Here is a 21,886-nt window from a genome sequence, read left to right as displayed (position 1 = left end):
TGCTGGTTCATCTGCCGCAGAGCCTGGACGCCGTGCTCGCGGCGCTGGCGGTGCTGCGAGCGGGCGGCGCGTGGTGGCTCGCGGAGCCGGACGGTGCGGTCGCCACCGTGGGCGCGGTGGCGGACGATCTGGCCTGTGCGGGGCCGTGGTGGGTGGTCCGGTCCCGGCGAGTTTCCCGGAACGAATGGTGATCGTGGATATCCGCGAGACCCCGCAGGTGCGGGCCGAACTGCCCGTTGCGGTGCCGGACAACGCGCCCGCGTATGTGATCACCACGTCCGGTTCGACCGGGATTCCCAAGGCGGTCGTGGTGACCCGGGCCAACCTGGCCGCGATGATCTCGGGGCGCTGCTACGGCCACGGGGACGGCGAGGAGGTCACCTTTGCGGCGATGCGCGTGCTGTGGGACGGCTGGCTGATGGTCTTCGCCTGGGGGCTGACCGTCGGGGCGACCAATGTCCTACCCGATGCGGCCGCACTCGGGAACGCCGCCGCGCTGGCCGAGCTCGCTCTGCGGCAGCGCGCAACCCATCTGACGGCCACACCGTCGATGTACCGGCTGCTGCTGCCCGGACTCGCCGGCCTGCGCGCCACGTTACGACTGGTCGCGCTCGCGGGTGAGCAGGTCCCGGTGGCCTTGGTCGCACGGCATCGGGAACTGCTGCCGGAAACGGTTTTCGTGAACGAATACGGTCCCACCGAGGCGACCGTCACCTGTATCGCCCACGAGGTCGGCGCGGCACCGGAAACCGCCGTGCCGATCGGTACCGAATTGCGCGGGACCGTGGCGTACGTCCTCGACCCGGATCTGCGGCCGGTCCCCTCTGGCACACCGGGCGAGCTCTACCTCGGTGGCGCGCAGGTGGTGCCCGGGTACGCCGCGCGCCCCGCGCGGACCGCCGGCGTATTCGTGCCCGATCCGTTCACGCCGGCGCCGGGGGCCCGGATGTACCGGACCGGTGATCTCGCTGTTCGAGACAGCGACGGTCGGCTCGAACTGCGCGGCCGCGCCGACGGACAGGTGAAAGTGCGCGGGGTGCGGGTCGAGCGGTCCGGTGTGGAAGCCGTACTCGAAAGCCATCCGGCCGTCCGGGAAGCAGCCGTCGTCGACTCGGTGGGTCCCGACGGCGCGATCCGGCTGATGGCGTTCTGTGTGGCGGCCGATCCGGTCGCCGACCCGCCCCACGCCCGCGAACTCATCGCCCACTGCCGGGGCAGCCTCGTTCCGCAGGCCGTACCGAACCGGTTCCGGTTCCTGCCCGCGATCCCGCTCGCCGCCGCGAGCACCAAACGCGACGAGGCAGCGCTGCGTGCACTGGCCGCCGTCGCCGACCCGGCCGGGCCGGTATCCCGGCACGGCTGGTCCGATACCGAACGGGCGCTGGCGGAAATCTGGCAGCAATGTTTGGGGCACAACGAATTCGATCGAACGGACAGTTTCCTCGACATCGGGGGCGATTCGCATCTCATCGTGCGCCTGCATCTGGGCCTGGAGGCGCGATGGCCGGGCGCGATCCGGGTCGGCCGGTTGTTCGATCTGACCACCGTCGAGGCGCAGGCCGCCGCCATCGACGATCTGTCCCGGAGCACCGAGGACGAACTACCGACGCCGCTGGCGTTCGAGCTGTGAGTGGAGCATCTGTGTACACCTATCGTGACGACGATATCGCCATCATCGGTATCGGAGCCCGGTTCCCGGACGCCGAAGACGTGGCCGGGTTCCATGCGAATCTCATGGCCGGCCGCGACAGTGTCGGCCCGATCCCGGCCGAACGCGTCGCCGCCACGGGCCTCGGTACGCCCGCCGACTTCCTGCCCATGGGCTACCTCGCCGATATCCAGGGGTTCGACCACGAGTTCTTCGGGTTGTCCCGGCGGGAGGCCGCGCTGATGGATCCGCAGCAGCGCATAGCCCTGGAACTCGCGCACCGGGCCGTGGAGGACGCCGGATACGACCTGGCGGTGCTGCGGCAGGCCGATACCGCGGTGGTGTTCAGTTCGCCCACTCCCGCCTACCACGGCATGGTCGCGGATTCCGGCCCGCTGGGGATGCTGGGCAATCTCGGTTTCGGAACACCCGCCCGCATCGCCCATCTGCTCGGGCTGAACGGACCCACCTATGCGATCGACAGCGGCTGCAACGCCTCGCTGATCGCGGTGCATCACGCCTGCCGTGAACTACGTTCCGGCGATGCGCAATACGCCCTCACGGGTGGCGCGCGGGTGGTGGCCTCCGGTGCCCGCGCCGACGGTCCGGGCCTGTTCTCCGAGATCGTCTCGCCGAGCGGCCCCGGCCCGGGCCGCGACCCCCCCCCCCCCCCCGCGGGCGGGGGGGGGGGGGGGGGGGGCCCGGCGCCCGCCCGCGCCCCCCCCCCCCCCCCCGCGCGCCCCCGCGCGCTCTCCACACCCCCCCCAAAAAAACGCCCCAGGTAGAACCGTTTTTCGGCGCTTGCTGATCCGATTCTGATCCGACTCGCAGTCGGATCAGATCCGGATCACGTCCGCATCAGGTCCGGATCAGATCCGAATCAGGATCGGCGGTCGGGCACCCCGGATTCGTTCGGGGTCAGCGCGTGGGAGGGGCACCACTGCCAGGTCTCCACCCACCCTTTCCGGGTGCCGGTAGGGATGGCGAATCGGACCCAGCCGATCCATGCGCCGGTGGTGCATCGCGCCCAGGCGTGGAGGAGTCCGGGGACGGTGGCTGTGCTGTCGAGACCGGCCGACTTTGCGCGCATGGACACTACGTCGCGGCGGGCGGCGTTCCGGGTCGGGAGGATGACGGCGAGGTCGACCAGGACCGGCGCCGGCGGGTCGACAACACGCCGCAGCGGGGCCGAGAAGTCATCATTCCACGATTCGAACACGCATTCGATTATGCTCGCCGGGTGATCGAAGTCGGCGATAGGTGCGCATCGGTGAGTCCGGCGCCACTGTCTTCGTGGTGCGCGAGGTCAACGAGGTCGAAGGCCGCGCATTGATCGAAGCCGTTGTGGAGGCGCCGGGGCGGTATCCGTTCTCTATGCCTCTCACGGCGTTGGTTCCGGATACCACGGATGAGTAGGCGCTAAGCGGTACAGTGACGCCGTGGCGGGCCTGCAACGTTGGTTGAGCGCGACCGAGATTCAGCGATCGAAGGACATCGCCGCTGCTGCCTCGTCGGACAGCTGGCGCCATCATTTCGTACCTGAGACCTATCTCAAACGCTGGGTCGCCAGCCGCGGTGGCAGGCTGCAATATCGCGATCTGTCCAACGGTCGCAGCGGCTACGGGGCACCAAAATCCGTCGCCCATCAACCGCATTTTTACCGGTACGCATCACCAGGCGAGCCTGAGCTTTGGGTGGAAACTCACCTCGGTCGTGTCGAGAACGACGGGGCCGTTCTCCTGCGCGAACTCGACGATCTTCCCGACGGCCAGATCGCAGACCGCGCCACGGTCTCCGATCTGGCGGTTTTCGTCGGATTGCAAAGTCAGCGCACACCCCGAGTGCGCGCCACCAACGTGGCGATCGAGCAGTGGAACCCGTCAGGTCGTGACGAACAGTCGGCCGCGATCGATATGACCATCTACACGTGGTGCGCGGCGGTCGTGCCGCATCTGGCCAGTCGGTCGTGGTCACTGGCCTCAAGCGCTTCGGCGCTGATTACCTGCGACGAACCTGTCGTCCTGCTCGGGTACCCCGGGTGGACCCGTAATCGTCGCCTCAGCTTCGCCACCACCGCGATCCTGCTGTTTCCCCTCGGCCCACACCGCTTACTTGTCGCCGGCGCCGCGGGCGAGCACGTAAAAGTGCGAGCGCCGTTCGAGCTGAGCAGAGCCGAAACCGACGCGGTGAACCTTGAGATCGCGGCCAACAGCTTGCAGTACATCTACGAGCAGGACACGACCGACGTGGGCGCTCAGTTGTCCGTACCTCCGCTACCTGAACCCGCCGACAATCCTGGCGGGCAGAACATCTTCGCCTCTACCAGCCTCCCTACCCGCTGGGCTTCGCTCGACCACCCGCCGCCTTGGCCGTTGAGCCGTTGGGTGGTCTCGACTCCGCCGTTGTTGCGCGCGTTCGCGGCGCGCCTGAACTGGTGACTTCCGGAACGTAGAAAGCCCGTCACCGCGGTGGTGACGGGCTTTATGGCTCGTGTCTAGAGGTTCACGCAGGAATCTGAGTCCGGAGGCTGAGAGAGGCAGAACAGAGCGGTCATGGCGATCTTTACGCGGCCTCCAAGGGCAGGCCGGATCGGCATCCGTATGGTGAGCATCCGTCGGGGTCGCCTTGCTCTGCGAGCTCGTCGAAGATGTCGATCTGGCGGTCTGCCCATTCGCGTGGTGTCACGCGGTCTATCGGCGCCTGGTCCAGCGGCACGCGTGACCGGTGCAGGAACGCCTCACCGTCGAGTGCGGGGCGGCCGGTGCGGGTACCGCCCTTGCGGATCCTCTGGTCGAATGCGACCGCATCGGCCCACGCTTCGGGGTCGTGGTCGCGCATATCGCGCCACTGTGCGTTCCCGTGGTACGGGCATCCGATGCAGCTGCTCTTGCCTACCTCGCTCCAGCCGATCGAGCGCAGATATCGCACGCAGTCTTTGCGGGTCATGCCCAGCTCGATCAACGGATACCGCTTTCTGGTGTAGCGGTTCTCTTGTCGGTCGTTGACGCGATGAATCTCGTCGGCGCTAAATCCGATCCACTGTTCGGCGACGCGACCCCGCGGCACCCTCCGATAGTCGGGCCCCGGAGCTCCGAGCAGCATCCGCACTGCCCGGCCGATGGGTTTCAGCTTGTATTCGCTGGTGCACTGGCGGCGGCCGATGCCTTCCCGCTCCTTGCGGGTGGCGGGGCGCGGTTCGCTGTAGCCGACGATGATTTCGCGCCCTTCGTCGTCGGTCTCGACGATCTCGTCGCGGACCGTGGTCCCTTCGGGCGCCAGGGTGAAGTAGGGGATCGACACGAACCGCGATTCGGGATCGAGGGTGTCGCGGCGCAGATGCCCGTTGCTCACGCGGTGCAGCGGGATTCGTGCGCTCCGGAACTCGACTTCAAGACGGTTCAAGACCTCATAGACGCGTTCCGGCTCCCATCCGGTGTCGGCGAAGATCGCGCCGTCGAGCCTGCCGAACCGCTCGTCCAGCTCACCGCGGCAAGCCATCAGCGCGAGCGCAGCGGTCTGGACACCGGCGCCGCAGGAAAGCAAACGCAACGTGCTCATGCTGTGGTCTCTTCCTCGATGTAGGTGCGGGCGGCGGTCAGGGTGCGGGTGACGGTGGACGAGGACAGCTCGACCTGTTCGGCGATACGGGCGTGCGGCCAGTTCTGCTCGTGACGCAGGCGCAGGATTTCGGCGACCTTGTTCGGGTCGCGACGGCCGGCCGGGTCGGCTTCGCACAGGGCTTCGGCGACCGACTCCCACCGGTCGGCGCGCTCGGTGCGCACCGGAGCGGGCAGGTTGCTGCCGTCATCAGCTTCCGGTGTGGAGTAGTGCACAACCTCGGTGCGGTCGGTGCGTACTTCGCTGTCGAGTTCCGGCATCAGGGGCGGCTCAGGAAGCGGAGTGTTCGTGGTGTGGGTTTCGGTCCATTCCTCACGCACTGCGACGGTGCGCAAAGGTGCGGAGCGGTGCACGGGATCGGGTTCGGTGCGCTGCTCCGGTGCGCTGTGGTGCTCACGCATGATCATGTGGGCCAGGGCGGCACCCATCCCGAGGACACCGACCGGCAGGCAAGCGACGAGCACGGTGACCGCGGCGGGAGCCTGAGTGATCTCGGCAGCGGTCATGAGGTGGTAGGCGACCTGCCCAACAGCTCCGAGCAGAAGACTGCCGATGGCTGACCACTTGGCGTAGCTGCGGGTTTTATCGGACTGGATGCGGCCGGAGAGCCAGACGTAGAGGGCGTAGGAGGCGTAGGTCTCCATCCCGATCGGCAGCGTGATCGCGGTGTTCACTTCGAAGTTGTCCGCGATACCCGGCAGCGGGTGCACGGGACCGAAGCCGGTGAGTTCACCGAGCCCGACCCATCCGGACCAGATCGCGACGAACGCCGGCAGCGCCAGCAGCAGCACCGGCCAAGCCCGCAACGGACGCTGTTTTTTCGGCTGCGCACCGTCTTGTGCACTGTCGTGCGCACCGCTGCGCACCTCGTCATTGCTGTGCACCGCACCGGTGTCGGTGATGCGCTGGGCGGTGACAGCGTGTGATTCGTGGGGGTGGCTGTGCTGTAGCTGGTCGATGGTGTCGCTCATGGCTGGTGGTCTTTCTCTCGTTGTGGTCACGGTCTGCGCACTGCCGACGCGGTGGCCGGTCCGCAGAAGCTGTTGGAATCCAGCAGAACCCGGCGGAAGGGGGCGGCTGTAGAGCGCAGGGAGGGGGAACAAAGTGCACGTAGGGGGCGCACGACGCGGTTGGTGCGTGCGCCCCCTTGTGCATCGGGTCAGCGGGAGCGGGCGGGGCGTTTGATGCGTTCCCATCCGTCGGGGCGCATCGCTGCGCGTTCCCGGGCGGTCATCCGCTGTTGTTCAGGCGGTGGCTGTTCTTGCTGGGTGATGGGCCGGTCCAGGTACGGGACCGGTTCCAGGTCGTCGATTCCGTGTCCGGCGTCGAAGTGGTCGGAGAGGTCTTTGCCGTCGCGGGCTTGGACCACCCGCACCTCCCCCACCAGCCCCGACAGGCTGTCGGCGACTTTGGCGGCGTGCCGGTATCCGGGACGATCCTTGTCGGCGACGACGAACACCCGTGCCGCACCCTTGAGCCATTGGGCGTGTTCGGGTTTCCACGAGCCGGCGCCCATCGCGTTGCAGGTGGCGACCAGTCCGGCGCGTTCTGCGCGGGCGACGTCCTTTTCGCCTTCGCAGATGTAGATCTCGCGGCCGCGTTTGATCCCGTCCAGCAGTTCGGGCAGCTTCCACGGGATCGGGGCGAAGCCGCTGCCCTGCCACTGTCGGCCGTCCCACTGCCGCTGGCTGAACTCCTTGGCCCGGCCGTGTTCGTGCGGGGTTTCCCGCCGTAGCACTGCGCCTTCGGTGCGGCCGTCGGGCCATTTGTAGATGTAGGCTTCGACGTCCTCTCGCGGCCCCGTTGCCGCGCCCAGGTCGGGTTTACGCATCGCGATTTCGAACCCGGCCGCCCGGATCGCCCGGATCGCCCGTTCCACCGGCGGCCACGTGCTCGGTGCGCTGGAACGTGGCGCACTGCTGGCCGTCGGCTGGTGTCGGCGCTGATTGGGTTCGCGTTCGGGCAGGTTGTCCCACAGGTCCCGTACCCGTAGCCCGATGCGTTCCATCACGTCCCGGTCGTCGCAGCCGTTGGCGGCGAAGCAGCGAACGATCGTTTTGCCTTGGCCTGGGTCGTAGCGGACCCCAAGGGAAGGGTTGTGGTGTCCCCCATCTCCTTCGTGGACCGGGCACAGGAACCGGGTCCAGGTTTCCGGGGACCGATATCCCTTCCCGGGTCCTACTCGGCGTTCCAGGGCTTCGACGATGGTTTGGTAGGAGGCACCGGTGGGCCGTTGGTTTTCCTGTGGGCGTGTGGGCGGGGTGTAGGGGCGTTCGATCCCTGGAGCGGTGTACTCGCACACCTGGATCCCGGCCTCCCGCGCCAACCTCATCGTGTGGGCGGTACCGGCGGATTCGGCCTGGTTGAACGCCAGGCAGATATCGGCGCCCGCTTGAACCATCTGCTGGTTCCGCAGTGGGCCGGCTTTCTTGCCGTGGCGGTCCCAGTCTGCGCGGTGGGTTTCGACTTTCCCGCCCCAGGACTGCCAGATCCCGGCGGCGATCCGGTCGGCGCCGCGGGAATCGCCGTGGACCAGCACCGCCCGCATGCCTTTGTAGGCGGCGAGGGCTTCGCGGATGGTGTCGCTGTCGGTCCACGACCGCGATCCGGTGACCAGGATTCGGTACTCGGGAAGCATCCTCATCGCCCCCGCTCGACGCCACGCTGGTTGCTGCGGCGCGGCCGGGTGCCGATCAGTTGACCCAGTTCACGGTTGAGCGTGGCGCGGAATTGTTTCGGCGGATCCTCCAGCATCAGCTGCGCGGCGTGCCGGATGCTGCGTTTCTGGGTCTCGGTGAGCAGGTCGGGATGAGCGCAAGCGCCGGTCGGACTCATCGCCGCCCGCAGCGCCCCATCCGGATACTGCATCGCCTGCTGGTATTGGTCGATCTGGTAGATCCAGTGCTCGGCGTGCGGGCCGAACCGCCACCGGTCTTGCAGTTCTTCCACCTCCCGGGCCAGCGCGGCCCGGTCGGCGTCAGTTTTCGCGGCCGCGTACTCGCGGCGGATCCGGATGCAGTCGGTGAAATCGCGGCGCATCGCCTGTTCTTCCGAAAACCGCATGTCACCGGCTCCGTTCGATTCCGTTGCGGTGGTGCCCGTTGCGGCCCGACGCCGGCCAGGGCTGCGTGTGGCCGTCTCGCAGGCAGTCCTCGCGGTCGATGGCCTCGCGTAACGCCGGGTCGATCTGGTCGGGAGGCGCTGTGGAGGGTCCCGGGGGAATCAGGCCCTTCTTCTCCCCGTAGGACAGCAGCACCTCGTCGGGCGCGTTTTGCACCCACTCGCGCAGCCGCTCGCTCATCACCTGGTCGTCGTGGTGGTGGGCGGCGGTGTCGCGCAGGTGCTTCAGGAAACTCGCCCGGCGGCCTACCACGCTGCTGTGCTGGTCGTGGCCTCGCTCCTCGACCTCCTGTGGTGCGGTGGGTTCCTCGGTCGCGCTGGCGTTGTCGGCGGCCTCGCGGTGGACTCGGCTGCCGTAGCGCTGTTCTGGGGGTGTCAGCTGCGCGATCTTGCGGACGGCGTCGTCGCGCTCCCCGCGGTAGCGGTCGGCCTCGCGTCCGAGGTCGCGGTTGCGGGCTTCCAATGCCTGCACGCGGGCTTCGGCGGCGTCGAGCTGAGTGCGCAACGCGTCGCGGTCCTCGGTCACCGCTTCCAATCCCCGCTCCAGCACAGCGATCTGCTGGTCCCGCTTCTCCTGGTCGGCGGCGAGCTTGCGGATCCGCTCTTTGACCTCCTCCAATTCCGACGCAGACACCTCCGCACGAGCCTGTTCCGCGGCCGGCGGGCGCTGAGGCGGTCGTTCCGCTTGTTGTGACTCCAGATACCGGTTACGCCGTTCGGTAAGCCGCTCGGAGACCTCGAACGGGTCATCGCGGTCCAGGTGCAGCGGCCCGTTTCGGCCGGTTTCCCACAACACCCCGGTGACCTGCGATGACGGCTCGATCTCAAGCTCCCGCACCCGGGTGGCTGTCCAGTCCAGGGCTTGGGCTCTGCCGGCGTGCCAGCGCTGCTCGACCGTCTCCTGCTCGGCGCCGGGGGCCCGGTAACGCAGCTGCGTCTCGAACCGGTCGGTATCGGCGCGGGCCTGGCCTCGATCTCGGACGGCGGCCAGGATCTCGGGGCGGGCGAAGATGCCGGCGTCGGGCTTCTGCCAGTAGATACCGTCGCTGGTGCGGATGATCCCCAGGTGCTGTTCCAGATCGTCGGCGACGTCGTCCGGGCCGCCGTGGCGGTCGAACACCGTGCGCCCCGAGGGGCTGGTGACCTTGATCCCGAACCGGGTGTCACCGGTCCACATCGTGTGGTTGATCTCGGCATAAGCCCACTCCAAGCCCTCGCGGGCTTCGCTGTACTCGCGCGTCGCGGTCTCCGGCTCACCGTTGCTGCTGGTCCAGGTCACCTCCGCCACGAACGGGTTCGTTTCCCGGACCTGCGGCTCGCTCGCCGGCTGGGGGGCCTGCGCGCGGTCGGGTTGCTGGCGGTCGAACCACGCCATTTCCCGTGCGACCCGAGCCCGATACCGCAGGGCGTTGATGCCGCGGACCTTGTGAGCGCGGGCGAACAGCATCGGTGTGCGGGTGTCGGCGTAGGGGAACGCGGTCGCGGAGTCGATCCCGTCCAGGGCGATGCCCTGCTCGATCGGGGTGAGCCGGGAGTTCGCCACGATCCGCTGCCGCAGGTCCAAACCGTGGCGGGCGACCGAGGCGGCGTCCTTCTGGTACTGCTCCGAGCCCAGTCGCGGGTCGGCCGCGCGTTGGTCGACGGCGATCACGTGCTGCCGGTAGCGGTGGATCATCTGCGAGGTCCACGACAAGTGATGCGCGCGTTCGGTCTGCTCCTGGCGGCGCTGCCGGCGCAGTTCCAGGCTGATCTGGCGGCGGATCTTGTGTTTACCCCGCCAGGTCGCGGCCTGGGCGTGCATCCGCATCAGCTGCGCCATCGAATGCCCGAACTTGCGGACCTCGTTCATGATGTCGTCTTCGACAGGTCGATCGGTCATGAGAGGGTGTTCCTTCCTTGTTGCGGTGCTGCCCGGCGGCGGCACCGGGAGATTTCTGGGGTCAGCGCGACCGGGTCGGGCGGGCGTCTCGGGCGGCGATCCGCTGTTCGCGCTGCTCGCACGCCTGCTCGGTGAGCTTCAGACGCGACGCGTGGCCGCGAGAGCGGTCCAAGCAGAGGTCGGCATCGTTGAGCCGGAACGCGGTGTCGTCCAAGGCGTCGAGGACGGCGAGGATTTCCCGGTCGGCGGTGGTCGGCTTGCCGAGGGTGTCAACGTCGAGAGCGTCGGGGCTGTCGGCGAGGAGGCCGTAGCGGTTTCCGATCTCCCGTAGCCGGCGCTGGACCTCGCTCAGTTGGTCTTCCACTTCGCTCAGCTCGGCATAGAGGTCGGCTGGCACCGGGAGAATCGGATCGGGCTGGTCGTAGGTCATGGTCGGATGTCCCTTCCTCGTTGTGGTCCCGGTCAGGCCGGGTGGGTGCGGCTGGCGTCGGGTACGCGCGGGTCGTTCTCGGCGCGTTTGACGGCGCGGCGGACGGTGCGGCTGGTCGCGGATGCTGCGGCGGCGATACCGCCGGTGAGGGCGTGGCTGGTGGAACCGATGGCCTGCGGGATCGGCGGACGAAGCGCGGCGTTCCACCACAGGTAGGCCAGCCAACCGGCGCCGTAGACCGCGAGCGGACCGACCACAACAAGGGGCTCACCCCATCCGGCGACCAGGCCGAGGCCGGCCACCACGGCCGACCCCTTCGCGCTGCCGCGGATCAGCCGTTTCCGCGCCGCACTGGCCGCGGCATGCGGGTCGGTCGCCTCCTCCGAGACTGTTTTCTCGGCCGGCACGGATCCCTCGTCTTTGACCAGCCGCAGCGCTGGCGTGCCGGCGGCGGCCGGAGACAGGTCCTTGGCGGGCGGACGCACGATGTCGTCGTCCGGCGGGGATCCTTCTGCGAGAACGGCGTTGAGGTAGTCGGTGAACTCGTCGCCGATGACGTCGGCCAGTTCCCTGGGGTCCTCCCATTTCTCGTTGTTCAGGTCGTGGTCGTTGTCGTCGGGCTCGGGGCGCTCGGGGCGGTTGTTGATGCGCATGGCGGAGTTGTCCTTTCGGATGCAGGAATCGGGGTGGTCAGGCCGTGAGTTGGCCGGCGGTGAGGTGGGCGTGGAGGTGTTCGCCGATGTGGTGGGTGTAGGCCGGTGGGATGGCCTCGGCGAGTTCGGCGCGTTCAGCGGTCCAGTCGATGCCCATGGCGGTCTGCCACTGCACGACGCTGCCCTTGCCGCCGCCTTCGCCGTAGACGGCGACGTAGGGGCCGTCGTAGCGGCGGCCGTGCCGGTAGCCGGCAACCCGGCCGCGGTGCGGGATGTGCGCGAGTTGGAGCATGTTCCAGCCGCCGAGTTCGAAGTAGCGGTGGCGGATCACTCCGAGCCCGAACATTTCCCCGCACAACACCAGGTCGCGGCGAACTTTCGCCCCTTGGACGTTCTCAATCACCGTCGGGACACCGTGCCGAGCCAGCGCATCACGGGTGGCGGGGATGAGCTGCGGATACTCGCGGCCTTTGTTCGTTCCTGCGGTCAACGTGCACGATGCCTGGCACGGCGGGGAGGCGTGCACGGCATCGAACTCGTGTCCGTGTTCGGCCAGGAACTCCAGCGCGTCGCCCTGGTGGAACTCGAACGGATACCGCGGCTGCGGCTCGATGTCGACACCGACGACCTCGAATCCGGCCCGGTGGTAGCCCATCGCGGCGCCACCGGCCTTGCAGAACAGATCGAGCAGCCGCGGGCGGATCATTGTGCTGGTCATGCCGCCGCACCACCCTCAACAGCCGGCTTGCCAGCGTCATGGGGCTTCTTCTCAGCGGCCTTTTCGGCGGCGGGGGTGCCCGGCAGTGGGGTGGTGTCGTCTTCTTTGACCTGGACGACGCGGCCCCACAGCGCGCGCCGGCCGCGGCCGTAGACGACGTCGCCGGTGTCGAACTGGCGCAGCATGTCCGGGTCGACCAGCCAGCCTTCGCCGACCGAGATCTGGCCCTCGTCGCCGTGGCGCTGGCCCTTGATCAGGTGCCGCGACGGCAGCGGGGTCCGGACGGTGCCGAGGTGTTTGCACAGGTCACCGGCGTTCTCGTTGTAGCCGAGGATCAACCCGCCCGCACAGGACTTCAGCAGCCGGTTCAGCGACCACTGATCGCCGGCCAGGCCCTCGGCGGACTGGGCGGCGAACGCCAGCGCCACGCCCTGGGACCGGCCACGCTCGCAGACGTCGATCAGCCCGATCGAGCCCTTGGTGGTGGTGGTCGCCGAGACTTCGTCGATGATCACGGTGACGCTGCGCCGCTGGTCCTTGGCGGTGCGGCCGGCACGCTGCATCACCATCCGCAGGATCGAGGCGACCTGGGCGCGCGCGGCATCCTTGTCCAGACCCGGGACCGTCACATACAGCACGTCGAGGTCGTTGAGGTCCTTGCCGCCGTCGAACACCATCCGCCCGTTGTGGTCCTTGAGCAGGTCGAACAGGTTCGTCGCTTTGATCAGCATGTCGTCGATCTGGTCGACCTTCTCGCCCTGCAACGCGGCGATCATGCGCTTGACATCGGGAGAGTTACCCCAGATGTCCAGCAGTTTCTTGCCGTCGAGGCGTTCGACGAACTCCGTCGAGGACCGCGGGGGCCCGATCGGCGCATCGACGACCAGCGACACCACGCGGCGCCGGAGTTCGTCGAAGTGCTGACCCTCGCTGGTGGATGCCTCACCCGCGGTGAACATCTCACCGAACACGCCCCGCATATCCCGCGCCGGCATGTCGAAGGCATTGAGCCGATCGAATTCCGGCACAACGGCGATCCGGGCGGGGTCGATCCCGCGGCACAGCGCCAGGTCCCGGACCTCGCGGCCGAGGATCCTGTCGTCTTCACCGCCCTTGCACGACACCAGCACCAGCAGCGGCCGAGGGTGCTTGCGCCGCATCGCCGGCACGTCTTTCCAGCGCTGCCAGCCGTTCCACTCGTATTCGAATTTCCCGAACGCATACCGCTTGATCAGCTCGGTTTTGCCGCCACCGGTGCCCGCCACGATCCCGACGTGCCGCTGGGCCTGCTTGTGCGGGACCACCAGCCAGTTCTCGTGCCGTTCGGTCAGTTCCTGCCACACGCCCGAGGGCTTCGAGGTGGTGGTATCGGCGAGGGGGCCGAGGACGATGCCGTCGGGGCTGGTGAACGGGGCGCCGTGTTTGGCGGCGCGGGCTGCGCGGGCGAACTTGCGGGCCACCATCGCGTCTTTCACCCGTTCGGTGCGGGCCAGCGACTTCAGCCCGACCGTGTGGGTTTTGTGGATGAACTGCGCCCACCAGTACGTCGCGACCAGCGCGGCGATCGGGGCACCGAGGGTGACCATCATCCGCAGCCCGGCCAGGTCCCCTTCGGCGACTCGGGAGGCGCCGGACCACAACAGAGAGGCCGGGACCGCCCAGGATCCGCCCATCAGTGCCGACGACGCCGGCAGCAGCCAGGAGGCGATCGCGAAGTTCCGCAACCGGTGCGGGGACAGCGGCCACCGGGCAGCGACCGCGACGATCATCACCAGCATGGCGACGATCACCACCCCGCACACGGTCGCCGCGCTGGCCGCGTCGCCCACCGCCGAGAGGTCGATACTCGGGAGGTCCCAGCCCTCGACCGGTTTGATCGGCGGCGCTTGCGGAGTGATCGGACCCGAAAGATCCGGCTCAGCACCTGCGGTCGGTGCGGCGGGCGGGGCGGGGGTGTTGGTGCCGAGGGGATCGCAGTCCGCCGGCGTGATCAGTGGCTGGCAGTCGGGGTTGCTCATGATGCTTCCTGAGTGAGGTGAAGTCCGGAACGGCCACGTGCCGTGGCGCGTTTCTGGTGTCGGGCAGCCAGGTAGCTGCTCCATTCGTCGTCGAAATCGCCGGTCGCCCACAGCAGCCGGTCATGACCGGGCCGCAGTTCGCGCGGCAGTCGCTCGTAGGCGGCTTGGACCAGATCCAGGACCCGGGCCGAGCGGCACAGGTACAGCAGGCCGATGACGTGCTCTTCTTCGCTTTCCAGCGCGGAGCGCACGGCGCCGGCAAGGGCGGCGTCCATGTGGGCGCGTTCGCGTTTCGGGGTCAGCTCGACTTCCAGGGCCCACCAGCCGCGGGTGCCGTCGACCTCGCCGTAGAACCGGCCGTCGTGCACGTGCGGGCGGTTGCGCTTCGGATCCCGGCCCGTGGAGAACAGCATCGGCCGCGACTTCGACTCCGTAGCAGCCAGTTCCGCGCGCCGGCGCAGGCGACGCTCGGACACCCACCGCGACGGGTCGTTACCGACCAGCATGATTCGGGCCTGCGCCACCGCCCGGTAGTGCTCGGCATACATCAGCGGCGGGGTCCAGTCCGCCGGCCGCCACCCCAGATACCGGGCCGCGGTGTCGCGCTTCGGCACCACCCACGCCCGGCCGCGCTGCACCTGCTTCAGCGGATGCACCTGACCGGACTTGATCAGACTGTTGGCCAGGTCATAAGCGCTGGAGACCGTGGTCGACAGAAACCATGCCAGCACGTCGACCTGCATCGCGTGCATCTCCACCAGTCCGGCCACCGCGGCCTCCTGGCGCCCGGTCGTCCTGCCGGTCGAAGGCGCGGACAGGATCCGGCCCAGCGAGCCATACGGAACACCGATCTCGTCGGCGACTTCCTGCTTGGTCAAACCCTCCGCCCGCAGCGCCGCGGCCTCACCCAGGCACGCCTCGACCTTCGCCAAGGAAATCCCCAACTGCCGAGCGATCCGCCCATAGGACAGGCCCCGATCCCGCAGACCACCGACGATCTCGGCACGGTGGCGGCGCTCCAACGCCGTATACCGGGTCTTCTCGTTGTGGTTCATCGCGGCACCCCCGCCACCTGCTCACGCGGCACACACGAATCCACCGGCTCCGGCGCGACACCCGAATCCGCCGAACGACAGACATTCGGGGAAGGCACGTAGCTCTGCTGATCGATCCACGCCGCGGTACAGCCACCCATCCCAATCAAGATCAGCGCCGCCCACACCACCAACTGGCCCGTGACCGGCAGCGCCCGGATCGGCGAGAACACCGCACCCGCGTTGGTGAACTCCGGGCCGGCCATGCTCTGAAAGGCGTGATTACCGCGCACCCGGTCGTAATGCGTCGGCACCGAACCATGCGACTCCCGACCGCTCCACAGCCCGCTCATCGCCGCAACCCCGACCGACGGGTGAACCGCCACAACGCGATAGCACCGAGCGACATCACCGTGAAACCAACAACCTCCGGAGCCGTCAGCACCAGGAATCCAACCGAGATGGCCCCGACTGCAAGGCCAAAAGTCCTGGCCCGCATCAGGCGGCCCTCCGATCCGCGCTTCCGAGCACGGCGGACAACCGAGCTCGCGCTACCGCTGAGATGGGTGGAGCCTGCTCAACTACCTTGGCGACATAGTCCGCCAGCCGATTGGCATCTACCCGACTCAGCACAGCGGCCTTCTGGCTGGTCATTCCGCCTCCCCAGCTACAGGGACGGTCACCGGCTGAACCAGGGCCAGTAGCTCGGCGTGGTTGACCCGCAGCAGATGGCCGTTGACGCGGAAACCGCGCAGCTGTCCGGCGTGGATCCAGTTACGAATCGTCTTCGCATCGACGTCGACCAATGAGGCCGCGGTCTTGAGACTGATCAGTCGGCGGGCGTCCGCCCCGCCGACCTGACCGAAGTGCTTGTGCGACACAGTTGCTCTCCCTCGAAAAGTAGGAAATGCCTTGCAATTCGCTACTTTTCGGGAAATCGGGTGTCGCAATGACCGCATAGCTGGACGACTGAGGACGTCTCACCTACACTTAAGACGTCCCTAGTCGTCCCTTGGGAGTTGAGATGCCGAACGATCGGTTGCGAGAGGCGCTTCTGCGCAATGGCCTGGATATCTCCGTCGTCGCGGCCGAGGTCGGAGTCGAAGAGAAGACAGTCGAGCGATGGATCACCAAGGGCCGAACGCCGTACCCCCGCCATCGACACAAACTGGCCGCGATGGTGCGCGAGACCGAGAACTACCTCTGGCCCGATGCGCTCGCACCGGAACGCCGCACCGAGGTGGCGCAGTCAGAAGTGATCAACGTTTACCCTCATCGGAGCGCGATTCCGCATGATCTGTGGACGCGCCTGCTGTCGCAGGCCACCGAGCAGATCGACGTCCTGGTTCTCGCCGGGCTGTTCCTCACCGAAGAGCCGTTGTTCGCGCGGACCATCAAACAGAAGACACGTGAGGGCATGAAAGTTCGAATGCTGTTCGGGGATCCAGACGAAGACGAAGCGACCAAGAGAAGCGGGGAAGAGCGACTGGCGGCGGCGACTGTGCCTGCGCGAATTCGAAACGCGCTCGCCCTGATCGAACCACTGGCGGCGATCGACGGAGTCGATATCCGATACCACAAGACGACCCTCTACAACTCCATATTCAGATTCGATGACGAGATGATCGTCAACATGCACGTTTACGGTCAGCCTGGGGCCTACGCGCCGGCGCTTCATTTGCGGCAGCTCCCGGCGGCCGACCTCTTCGAGACCTACACGACCAGTTTCGAACAGGTCTGGACAGAGAGCTACGAAGCCGACTTCGGGAACCGAGCATGAGCAGAACGGACTACTTCCACGATCCGGCCGCGCCGACACCCAACACCGTCAAGGTGGCGGTGAGCGCTCTCGTCCAGGACCGCGAGGGCCGGATTCTGATGATCCGGCGCTCTGACAACGGCAAGTACTCCGTACCCGGTGGCGGGCTCGAGGCTGGCGAGACGGTTGCTCAAGCTGTTGTTCGAGAGGTCCGCGAAGAGACCGGCATCGAGGTCGACGTGATCGAACTGGTGGGAGTCTTTTCGAACCCTGAGCATGTCATCGCATATGACGACGGCGAGGTACGTCAGGAGTTCTCCATCTGCTTCCGCGCGCAGCCGATCGGTGGCGATCTGCGGACGAGTGAGGAATCCACGGAGGTCGAATGGGTCCAGCCGGCAGAGTTGTCCGACCGGGATATCCACCCATCCATCCTGCTCAGGATTCAGAAAGGACTCGAGGACTCCGACAGCCCGTACTTCACTTGAGCGATGCGGCGCCGAGCCTGGCTTCCGTCCGATCGGAGGCTCCGAGCAGGTACGGCGCGGCCTCCGCCACCGACTGAGCGACAACGTGCTCCGGTCCGTACCGGGCCTGAACCTCGGCAATCCGCTCACGAACCGCAGTAGTGCCACCGGTCGGCGTCGTGGTCATATCAGCCCACCACAGAGCATCCCGAAGCTCTGTTTCCTCGTCAGGCCACTCGATCTGTATCCCGCGGCGTCGGGCCTCGACACACGCGCAAGAGTGATTTGCAACCAGGGCGCACAGCCGATCGCTGACTCCGTGGTCACGCAGGAACTCGGCGCCGTCGACCGGGTGAAACCCGAGTCGCTCGATATCCGGCGCATAGCCGATATCGTGCAGCCACGCCGCGGCGACCAGTAGCGTCGGATCGTCCACCACTTCTTCAGCGCGAGCAGCCTGTCGGGCCACCCCTTCCACATGGGCCAACCGTCGGGGCAGCGGCGCCAGGTGCTTACGGGCCAGCCCTTCAGCCCATTCCGGAGTCTCACCGCCGCTCATAATTCGACCGTATCGACCTGCGACGACACACGACAGCGTGAACGGACGAGCCGAGTTGGCCGGCACGCCCTATGCCGTTCTCCGCTCACCATCCCCGGCTCTGCCACTCCGCCAGATGCGGCCGTTCGGCGCCGAGTGTGGTGTCATCTCCGTGCCCGGGATACACAGTGGTGTCGTCGCCGAACCGGTCGAAAACCTTGCTGGTCAGCCCGGTGAACAGCGAATTGAAGTCCTCGGTATTTGTTGTCCGCCCAGGGCCCCCCGGAAAGAGGCAGTCGCCGGTGAACAGGTGGACCCGCCCGGAGCCGTCGGTCAGGGCCAGCGTGACCGAGCCGGGGGTGTGCCCGACCAGGTGGATGACCTCGAGCGTGAGGTTGCCGACGGTGACGCGGTCTCCCTCGGCGAGCAGGCGTTGCGGGGCGACCGGCAGCGGTTCGGCGTCCAGGGTGTGCGCGGCGGTGGGCGCGCCGGTGGCGTCGGCAACGGCGGCAAGTGCCTGCCAGTGGTCGGGGTGCTGGTGGGTGGTGACGATCAGGCCGATCCCTGCCGGAGCCGTCTGTTCGACCAGTTCGACGATTCGCTCCGCGTCGTTGGCGGCGTCGATGAGGAGTGCCGCGCCGGTGGCCGCGCACTGAACCAGGTAGGTGTTGTTGTCCATCGGGCCGACCGACATCTTGGTGACCCGGGCGCCCGGCATCTCTCGGCGTTGCGCCGCGCCACCCGATTCGACGTGGCCGGTGTAGGTCGTTTCGATGGTGATCACACTTCGATGCTAGCGAGGCCGGTGCCGGCGGCGACCCGCAGCCGGGTAATCGTCACGCGGTGCTTTCGCGGTCTTCCAGCCCGACCGCCTGCAACAGTTCGCGCCGGTCCTGTGCCAGTTCTGGGATCGTCGCCATGAGGTCGGCGAGGCTGTCGGCGATGGCGTTGAGCTTCTGCTGCACCGCGTCGTCGGACCGCTTCTGGGTGTTCTGCAGCAGCGCGACCATCAGGAAGGTGATGATCGTGGTGATGGTGTTGATGATCAACTGCCAGGTATCCAACGGTAGCAACACGATCGACGGCGCCCAGATCACCACGATGGCGACACACAGGGAGAAGAACCACGCCCGCGACACCCAGGCGCTGACCCGGCCGGCGAAACGGTCGAACACCGAGACGCGCCCGTGGATATCCGACGGCATCACCGCCGTGGTGCTGCGGTCGCGATCGGACATGATCCGCTCCTCTCCGCCTCCTGCCGACCGGCTACCCCGTGGGGCGCGCCGGAAACCGGCAGGAAGCGGCGGAGCCGCGGGTCAGCAGCCGAGCAGGCGCTGTGCGAGATAACCCTCGACCTGATCGAGGGCGATCCGCTCCTGGGTCATGGTGTCGCGTTCCCGGACCGTGACCGCCTGGTCCTCGAGGGTGTCGAAATCGACCGTGATGCAGAACGGGGTACCGATCTCGTCCTGGCGGCGGTAGCGGCGGCCGATGGCGCCGGCATCGTCGAATTCGATATTCCAGTTGCGGCGCAGCCGCGCGGCGAGATCCTTGGCCTTGGGGGTGAGGTCGGCGTTGCGCGACAGCGGCAGCACGGCGGCCTTGACCGGGGCGAGTCGGCGGTCCAGCCGCAGCACGGTGCGTTTGTCCACGCCGCCCTTCGCGTTCGGGGCCTCGTCCTCGGCGTAGGCGTCGACCAGGAATGCCATCAGTGAACGCGTCAGGCCGGCCGCGGGTTCGATCACGTACGGGATATAGCGTTCCTCGGCCGTCTGGTCGTAGTAGCTGAGGTCGACACCCGAATGTTCGGCGTGGGTGGACAGGTCGTAATCGGTGCGGTTGGCAATACCTTCCAGCTCACCCCATTCGCCGCCGGTGAAGCCGAATCGGTATTCGATATCGGTGGTTCCGGCCGAGTAATGCGACAGCTTCTCTTTGGGGTGCTCGAACAGGCGCAGGTTCTCCGGGTCGATACCGAGGTCGGTGTACCAGGAGAAACGGGTGTCGATCCAGTACTTGTGCCATTCGGCGTCTTCACCCGGTTTGACGAAGAACTCCATCTCCATCTGCTCGAATTCGCGAGTACGGAAGATGAAGTTGCCGGGGGTGATCTCGTTGCGGAAGCTTTTGCCGATCTGGGCGATACCGAACGGTGGCTTCTTACGCGCGGTGGTCTCGACGTTCTTGTAGTTGACGAAGATGCCCTGCGCGGTTTCGGGGCGCAGGTAGTGCAGGCCTTCTTCGTCGTCCACCGGGCCGAGGTAGGTCTTGAGCAAACCCGAGAAGTTCCGTGGCTCGGTCCATTTGCCGGGCTGGCCGGTTTCGGGATCGTTGATATCGGCCAGGCCGTTGGCCGGCGGACGACCGTGTTTGGCCTCGTAGGCTTCGAGCAGATGGTCGGCACGGTAGCGCTTGTGGGTGTGCAGCGATTCCACGAGCGGGTCGGTGAAGGTCTCCACATGGCCAGAGGCGACCCAGACCTGCCGGGGCAGGATCACCGAGGAATCGAGGCCCACCACGTCCTCGCGGCTGGTGACCATGGAACGCCACCACTGCTTCTTGATGTTCTCCTTGAGCTCGACGCCCAGCGGACCGTAGTCCCACGCCGATTTGGTACCGCCGTAGATCTCACCACACGGGTACACCAGCCCCCGGCGCTTGGCGAGGTTGGCAACGGTGTCCACCTTCGACTTGGGTGCCACGCGAGAACTCTCCATCCACTACGTAATCGCCAGTAGTTACGCTGCCCGGACCGGGCGCACGTGATCGCGGCTGCCGAGGTATTACTCGGGCGTGTGCCGCTGATCGGTTACAGCCTAATGGGCGCTGTTGGGCGCAGCCCATCCGCAGTCCGCGCACGGCCGGAGCGGAGGCGGAGGTATCGCCGAGGACCAGCCCTGCGCGGCGGTGTGGACGGGTTGCCGGCATGCGAACGCGCACGGCCGGAGCGGAGGCGGAGGTATCGCCTATCCACCCGCGCCAAAGGATTACGCACCCGCATCGGCGTGGGCATTTGACATGCATATCCATGCATATCAAAATGGGACCGGTTTCCAATAAGGAGTGGACCATGACAACCGATACCGCCGCCGTCGCCCACAACCCCTACCGCTCCCCCGCACCGGCCCCGATCCCGGCCCGTACGGTGCTGGAGAACGCCGGTGAGCTGCTGCGCGCACTCGCGGCCCCCGTTCGCATCGCCATCGTGCTACAACTGCGGGAGTCGCCGCGCTGTGTGCACGAACTGGTCGATGCCCTCGGTGTCACACAACCGCTGGTCAGCCAGCATCTACGGATTCTGAAATCGGCCGGGGTGGTGCACGGCGAGCGTTCGGGCCGCGAGGTCCTCTACGAACTCGTCGACGACCACTTGGCGCATATCGTGGTCGACGCAGTAGCGCACGCCGAAGAAGAAGGGTAATTCGTGTCCGAGAGCCTGGTCACCGCGAAAGGGACCACCACACAGAAAGCAGTCGGTATTCGCACCACGCGGCAACGCAATGCGATCGCCGCGCTGCTGGAGGATATCGACAGGTTCCGGTCGGCTCAGGAACTACACGACGAGCTACGCCGGCGCGGTGAGGGTATCGGGTTGACCACCGTCTACCGCACGCTGCAGTCGCTCGCCGACGCCGGCATGGTGGATGTGCTGCGCACGGACAACGGGGAGTCGGTGTATCGGCAGTGCTCCAACGGGCACCACCACCATCTCGTCTGCCGGCACTGCGGGCGGACGGTCGAGGTCGCCGGGCCGACCGTCGAGAAGTGGGCCGCCGGCACTGCCGCCGACCACGGGTTCACCGAGGTCAGCCACACCCTGGAGATCTTCGGCACCTGCCACTCCTGCGCCGAGGTCCGGGGCTGACCCACCCGCCGGGATGATACGAACACGGCAGCGCCCCCCCCCCGGGGGGGGGGGGGGGGGGGGCGGGGTTGGGGGCGGGCGGCCGGGGTTCGTCGTCGTCGCATAACGTCCGCACATATTCCGATGGTCGCACCGA

At 67.3% G+C, this 21,886-nt stretch carries 26 protein-coding genes; 9 read left to right on the top strand and 17 right to left on the bottom strand.

Annotated features, from left to right (window positions below; all coding sequences use genetic code 11):
* The 3 genes from QH195_RS04785 to QH195_RS04775 all read left to right on the top strand — a co-directional run.
* Positions 1-191: hypothetical protein (locus QH195_RS04785; protein ID WP_280434452.1), on the top strand; the 191-nt coding region annotated here is incomplete at its 5' end.
* A 2-nt stretch (positions 192-193) separates the two neighbouring features.
* Positions 194-1,630: a non-ribosomal peptide synthetase gene (locus tag QH195_RS04780; protein WP_280434451.1), complete on the top strand. Its 1,437-nt coding sequence runs from the start codon at positions 194-196 to the stop codon at positions 1,628-1,630.
* Between the two features lie 11 nt (positions 1,631-1,641).
* Positions 1,642-2,433: a polyketide synthase gene (locus QH195_RS04775; protein ID WP_280434450.1), complete on the top strand. Its 792-nt coding sequence runs from the start codon at positions 1,642-1,644 to the stop codon at positions 2,431-2,433.
* A gap of 95 nt (positions 2,434-2,528) precedes the next feature.
* On the opposite strand, the gene QH195_RS04770 is transcribed toward QH195_RS04775, so the two are convergent.
* Positions 2,529-2,867 carry a hypothetical protein gene (locus tag QH195_RS04770; RefSeq protein ID WP_280434449.1) on the bottom strand — a complete coding sequence of 113 codons (339 nt, stop codon included), beginning with the start codon at positions 2,865-2,867 and terminating at the stop codon, positions 2,529-2,531.
* Positions 2,868-2,908: 41 nt separating this feature from the next.
* On the opposite strand from QH195_RS04770, the gene QH195_RS04765 reads away from it, so the two are divergent.
* Complete coding sequence (locus QH195_RS04765) at positions 2,909-3,064, top strand: hypothetical protein (protein WP_280434448.1); 156 nt, start codon at positions 2,909-2,911, stop codon at positions 3,062-3,064.
* Between the two features lie 23 nt (positions 3,065-3,087).
* On the top strand, positions 3,088-4,086 hold the full coding sequence (locus QH195_RS04760; protein WP_280434447.1) for a DUF4238 domain-containing protein: 999 nt from the start codon (positions 3,088-3,090) through the stop codon (positions 4,084-4,086).
* 124 nt (positions 4,087-4,210) lie between these two features.
* On the opposite strand, the gene QH195_RS04755 is transcribed toward QH195_RS04760, so the two are convergent.
* The 12 genes from QH195_RS04755 to QH195_RS04700 form a co-directional block, all read right to left on the bottom strand.
* Positions 4,211-5,206 (bottom strand): hypothetical protein, encoded by a 996-nt coding sequence (locus tag QH195_RS04755; RefSeq protein WP_280434446.1) that lies wholly within the window; start codon positions 5,204-5,206, stop codon positions 4,211-4,213.
* Positions 5,203-6,237, bottom strand: coding sequence for a hypothetical protein (locus QH195_RS04750; protein WP_280434445.1), 1,035 nt, complete (start codon positions 6,235-6,237; stop codon positions 5,203-5,205). The genes QH195_RS04755 and QH195_RS04750 overlap by 4 nt, the downstream gene beginning before the upstream one ends.
* A gap of 188 nt (positions 6,238-6,425) precedes the next feature.
* Positions 6,426-7,910 carry an SLOG family protein gene (locus tag QH195_RS04745; protein WP_280434444.1) on the bottom strand — a complete coding sequence of 495 codons (1,485 nt, stop codon included), beginning with the start codon at positions 7,908-7,910 and terminating at the stop codon, positions 6,426-6,428.
* The gene (locus QH195_RS04740; protein WP_280434443.1) at positions 7,907-8,329 is read right to left on the bottom strand and encodes a hypothetical protein; all 423 of its coding nucleotides are present in this window, start codon (positions 8,327-8,329) and stop codon (positions 7,907-7,909) included. Before QH195_RS04740 ends, QH195_RS04745 begins: the two co-directional genes overlap by 4 nt.
* A gap of 1 nt (position 8,330) precedes the next feature.
* On the bottom strand, positions 8,331-10,265 hold the full coding sequence (locus QH195_RS04735; RefSeq protein ID WP_280434442.1) for a hypothetical protein: 1,935 nt from the start codon (positions 10,263-10,265) through the stop codon (positions 8,331-8,333).
* A gap of 61 nt (positions 10,266-10,326) precedes the next feature.
* Entirely contained in the window at positions 10,327-10,695 is a 369-nt protein-coding gene (locus QH195_RS04730) for a hypothetical protein (RefSeq protein ID WP_280434441.1), read from the bottom strand.
* A 32-nt stretch (positions 10,696-10,727) separates the two neighbouring features.
* Positions 10,728-11,348, bottom strand: coding sequence for a hypothetical protein (locus tag QH195_RS04725; protein ID WP_280434440.1), 621 nt, complete (start codon positions 11,346-11,348; stop codon positions 10,728-10,730).
* A 37-nt stretch (positions 11,349-11,385) separates the two neighbouring features.
* Positions 11,386-12,066 carry a DNA methylase gene (locus QH195_RS04720; protein WP_280434439.1) on the bottom strand — a complete coding sequence of 227 codons (681 nt, stop codon included), beginning with the start codon at positions 12,064-12,066 and terminating at the stop codon, positions 11,386-11,388.
* Positions 12,063-14,084, bottom strand: coding sequence for a hypothetical protein (locus tag QH195_RS04715; RefSeq protein ID WP_280434438.1), 2,022 nt, complete (start codon positions 14,082-14,084; stop codon positions 12,063-12,065). The genes QH195_RS04720 and QH195_RS04715 overlap by 4 nt, the downstream gene beginning before the upstream one ends.
* Positions 14,081-15,139, bottom strand: coding sequence for a hypothetical protein (locus tag QH195_RS04710; RefSeq protein WP_280434437.1), 1,059 nt, complete (start codon positions 15,137-15,139; stop codon positions 14,081-14,083). Before QH195_RS04710 ends, QH195_RS04715 begins: the two co-directional genes overlap by 4 nt.
* Positions 15,136-15,432 (bottom strand): hypothetical protein, encoded by a 297-nt coding sequence (locus QH195_RS04705; RefSeq protein ID WP_280434436.1) that lies wholly within the window; start codon positions 15,430-15,432, stop codon positions 15,136-15,138. Before QH195_RS04705 ends, QH195_RS04710 begins: the two co-directional genes overlap by 4 nt.
* 336 nt (positions 15,433-15,768) lie before the next feature.
* A complete protein-coding gene (locus QH195_RS04700; protein ID WP_280434435.1) occupies positions 15,769-15,999 on the bottom strand; it encodes a helix-turn-helix domain-containing protein in 231 nt (76 codons plus the stop codon).
* A gap of 143 nt (positions 16,000-16,142) precedes the next feature.
* On the opposite strand from QH195_RS04700, the gene QH195_RS04695 reads away from it, so the two are divergent.
* Positions 16,143-16,898 carry an XRE family transcriptional regulator gene (locus tag QH195_RS04695; protein ID WP_280434434.1) on the top strand — a complete coding sequence of 252 codons (756 nt, stop codon included), beginning with the start codon at positions 16,143-16,145 and terminating at the stop codon, positions 16,896-16,898.
* Entirely contained in the window at positions 16,895-17,365 is a 471-nt protein-coding gene (locus tag QH195_RS04690; RefSeq protein WP_280434433.1) for an NUDIX hydrolase, read from the top strand. The genes QH195_RS04695 and QH195_RS04690 overlap by 4 nt, the downstream gene beginning before the upstream one ends.
* On the opposite strand, the gene QH195_RS04685 is transcribed toward QH195_RS04690, so the two are convergent.
* The 4 genes from QH195_RS04685 to QH195_RS04670 form a co-directional block, all read right to left on the bottom strand.
* Complete coding sequence (locus QH195_RS04685; protein ID WP_280434432.1) at positions 17,358-17,903, bottom strand: HD domain-containing protein; 546 nt, start codon at positions 17,901-17,903, stop codon at positions 17,358-17,360. The genes QH195_RS04690 and QH195_RS04685 overlap by 8 nt on opposite strands.
* An 85-nt stretch (positions 17,904-17,988) precedes the next feature.
* On the bottom strand, positions 17,989-18,666 hold the full coding sequence (locus QH195_RS04680) for an MBL fold metallo-hydrolase (RefSeq protein WP_280434431.1): 678 nt from the start codon (positions 18,664-18,666) through the stop codon (positions 17,989-17,991).
* A gap of 52 nt (positions 18,667-18,718) precedes the next feature.
* Positions 18,719-19,120 carry a low affinity iron permease family protein gene (locus QH195_RS04675; protein ID WP_280434430.1) on the bottom strand — a complete coding sequence of 134 codons (402 nt, stop codon included), beginning with the start codon at positions 19,118-19,120 and terminating at the stop codon, positions 18,719-18,721.
* 81 nt (positions 19,121-19,201) lie between these two features.
* Entirely contained in the window at positions 19,202-20,587 is a 1,386-nt protein-coding gene (locus QH195_RS04670; protein ID WP_280426570.1) for a glycine--tRNA ligase, read from the bottom strand.
* 368 nt (positions 20,588-20,955) lie between these two features.
* On the opposite strand from QH195_RS04670, the gene QH195_RS04665 reads away from it, so the two are divergent.
* Positions 20,956-21,306, top strand: a complete 351-nt coding sequence (locus tag QH195_RS04665) for an ArsR/SmtB family transcription factor (RefSeq protein WP_033245293.1) — start codon at positions 20,956-20,958, stop codon at positions 21,304-21,306.
* A gap of 3 nt (positions 21,307-21,309) precedes the next feature.
* On the top strand, positions 21,310-21,750 hold the full coding sequence (locus tag QH195_RS04660; RefSeq protein WP_280426571.1) for a Fur family transcriptional regulator: 441 nt from the start codon (positions 21,310-21,312) through the stop codon (positions 21,748-21,750).
* The last annotated feature ends 136 nt before the right edge of the window (positions 21,751-21,886 follow it).

The sequence above is a fragment of the Nocardia carnea genome (assembly GCF_029868855.1).
GTDB lineage: Bacteria > Actinomycetota > Actinomycetes > Mycobacteriales > Mycobacteriaceae > Nocardia > Nocardia carnea_A.
This window is presented reverse-complemented; position numbering and strand designations above follow the sequence as displayed.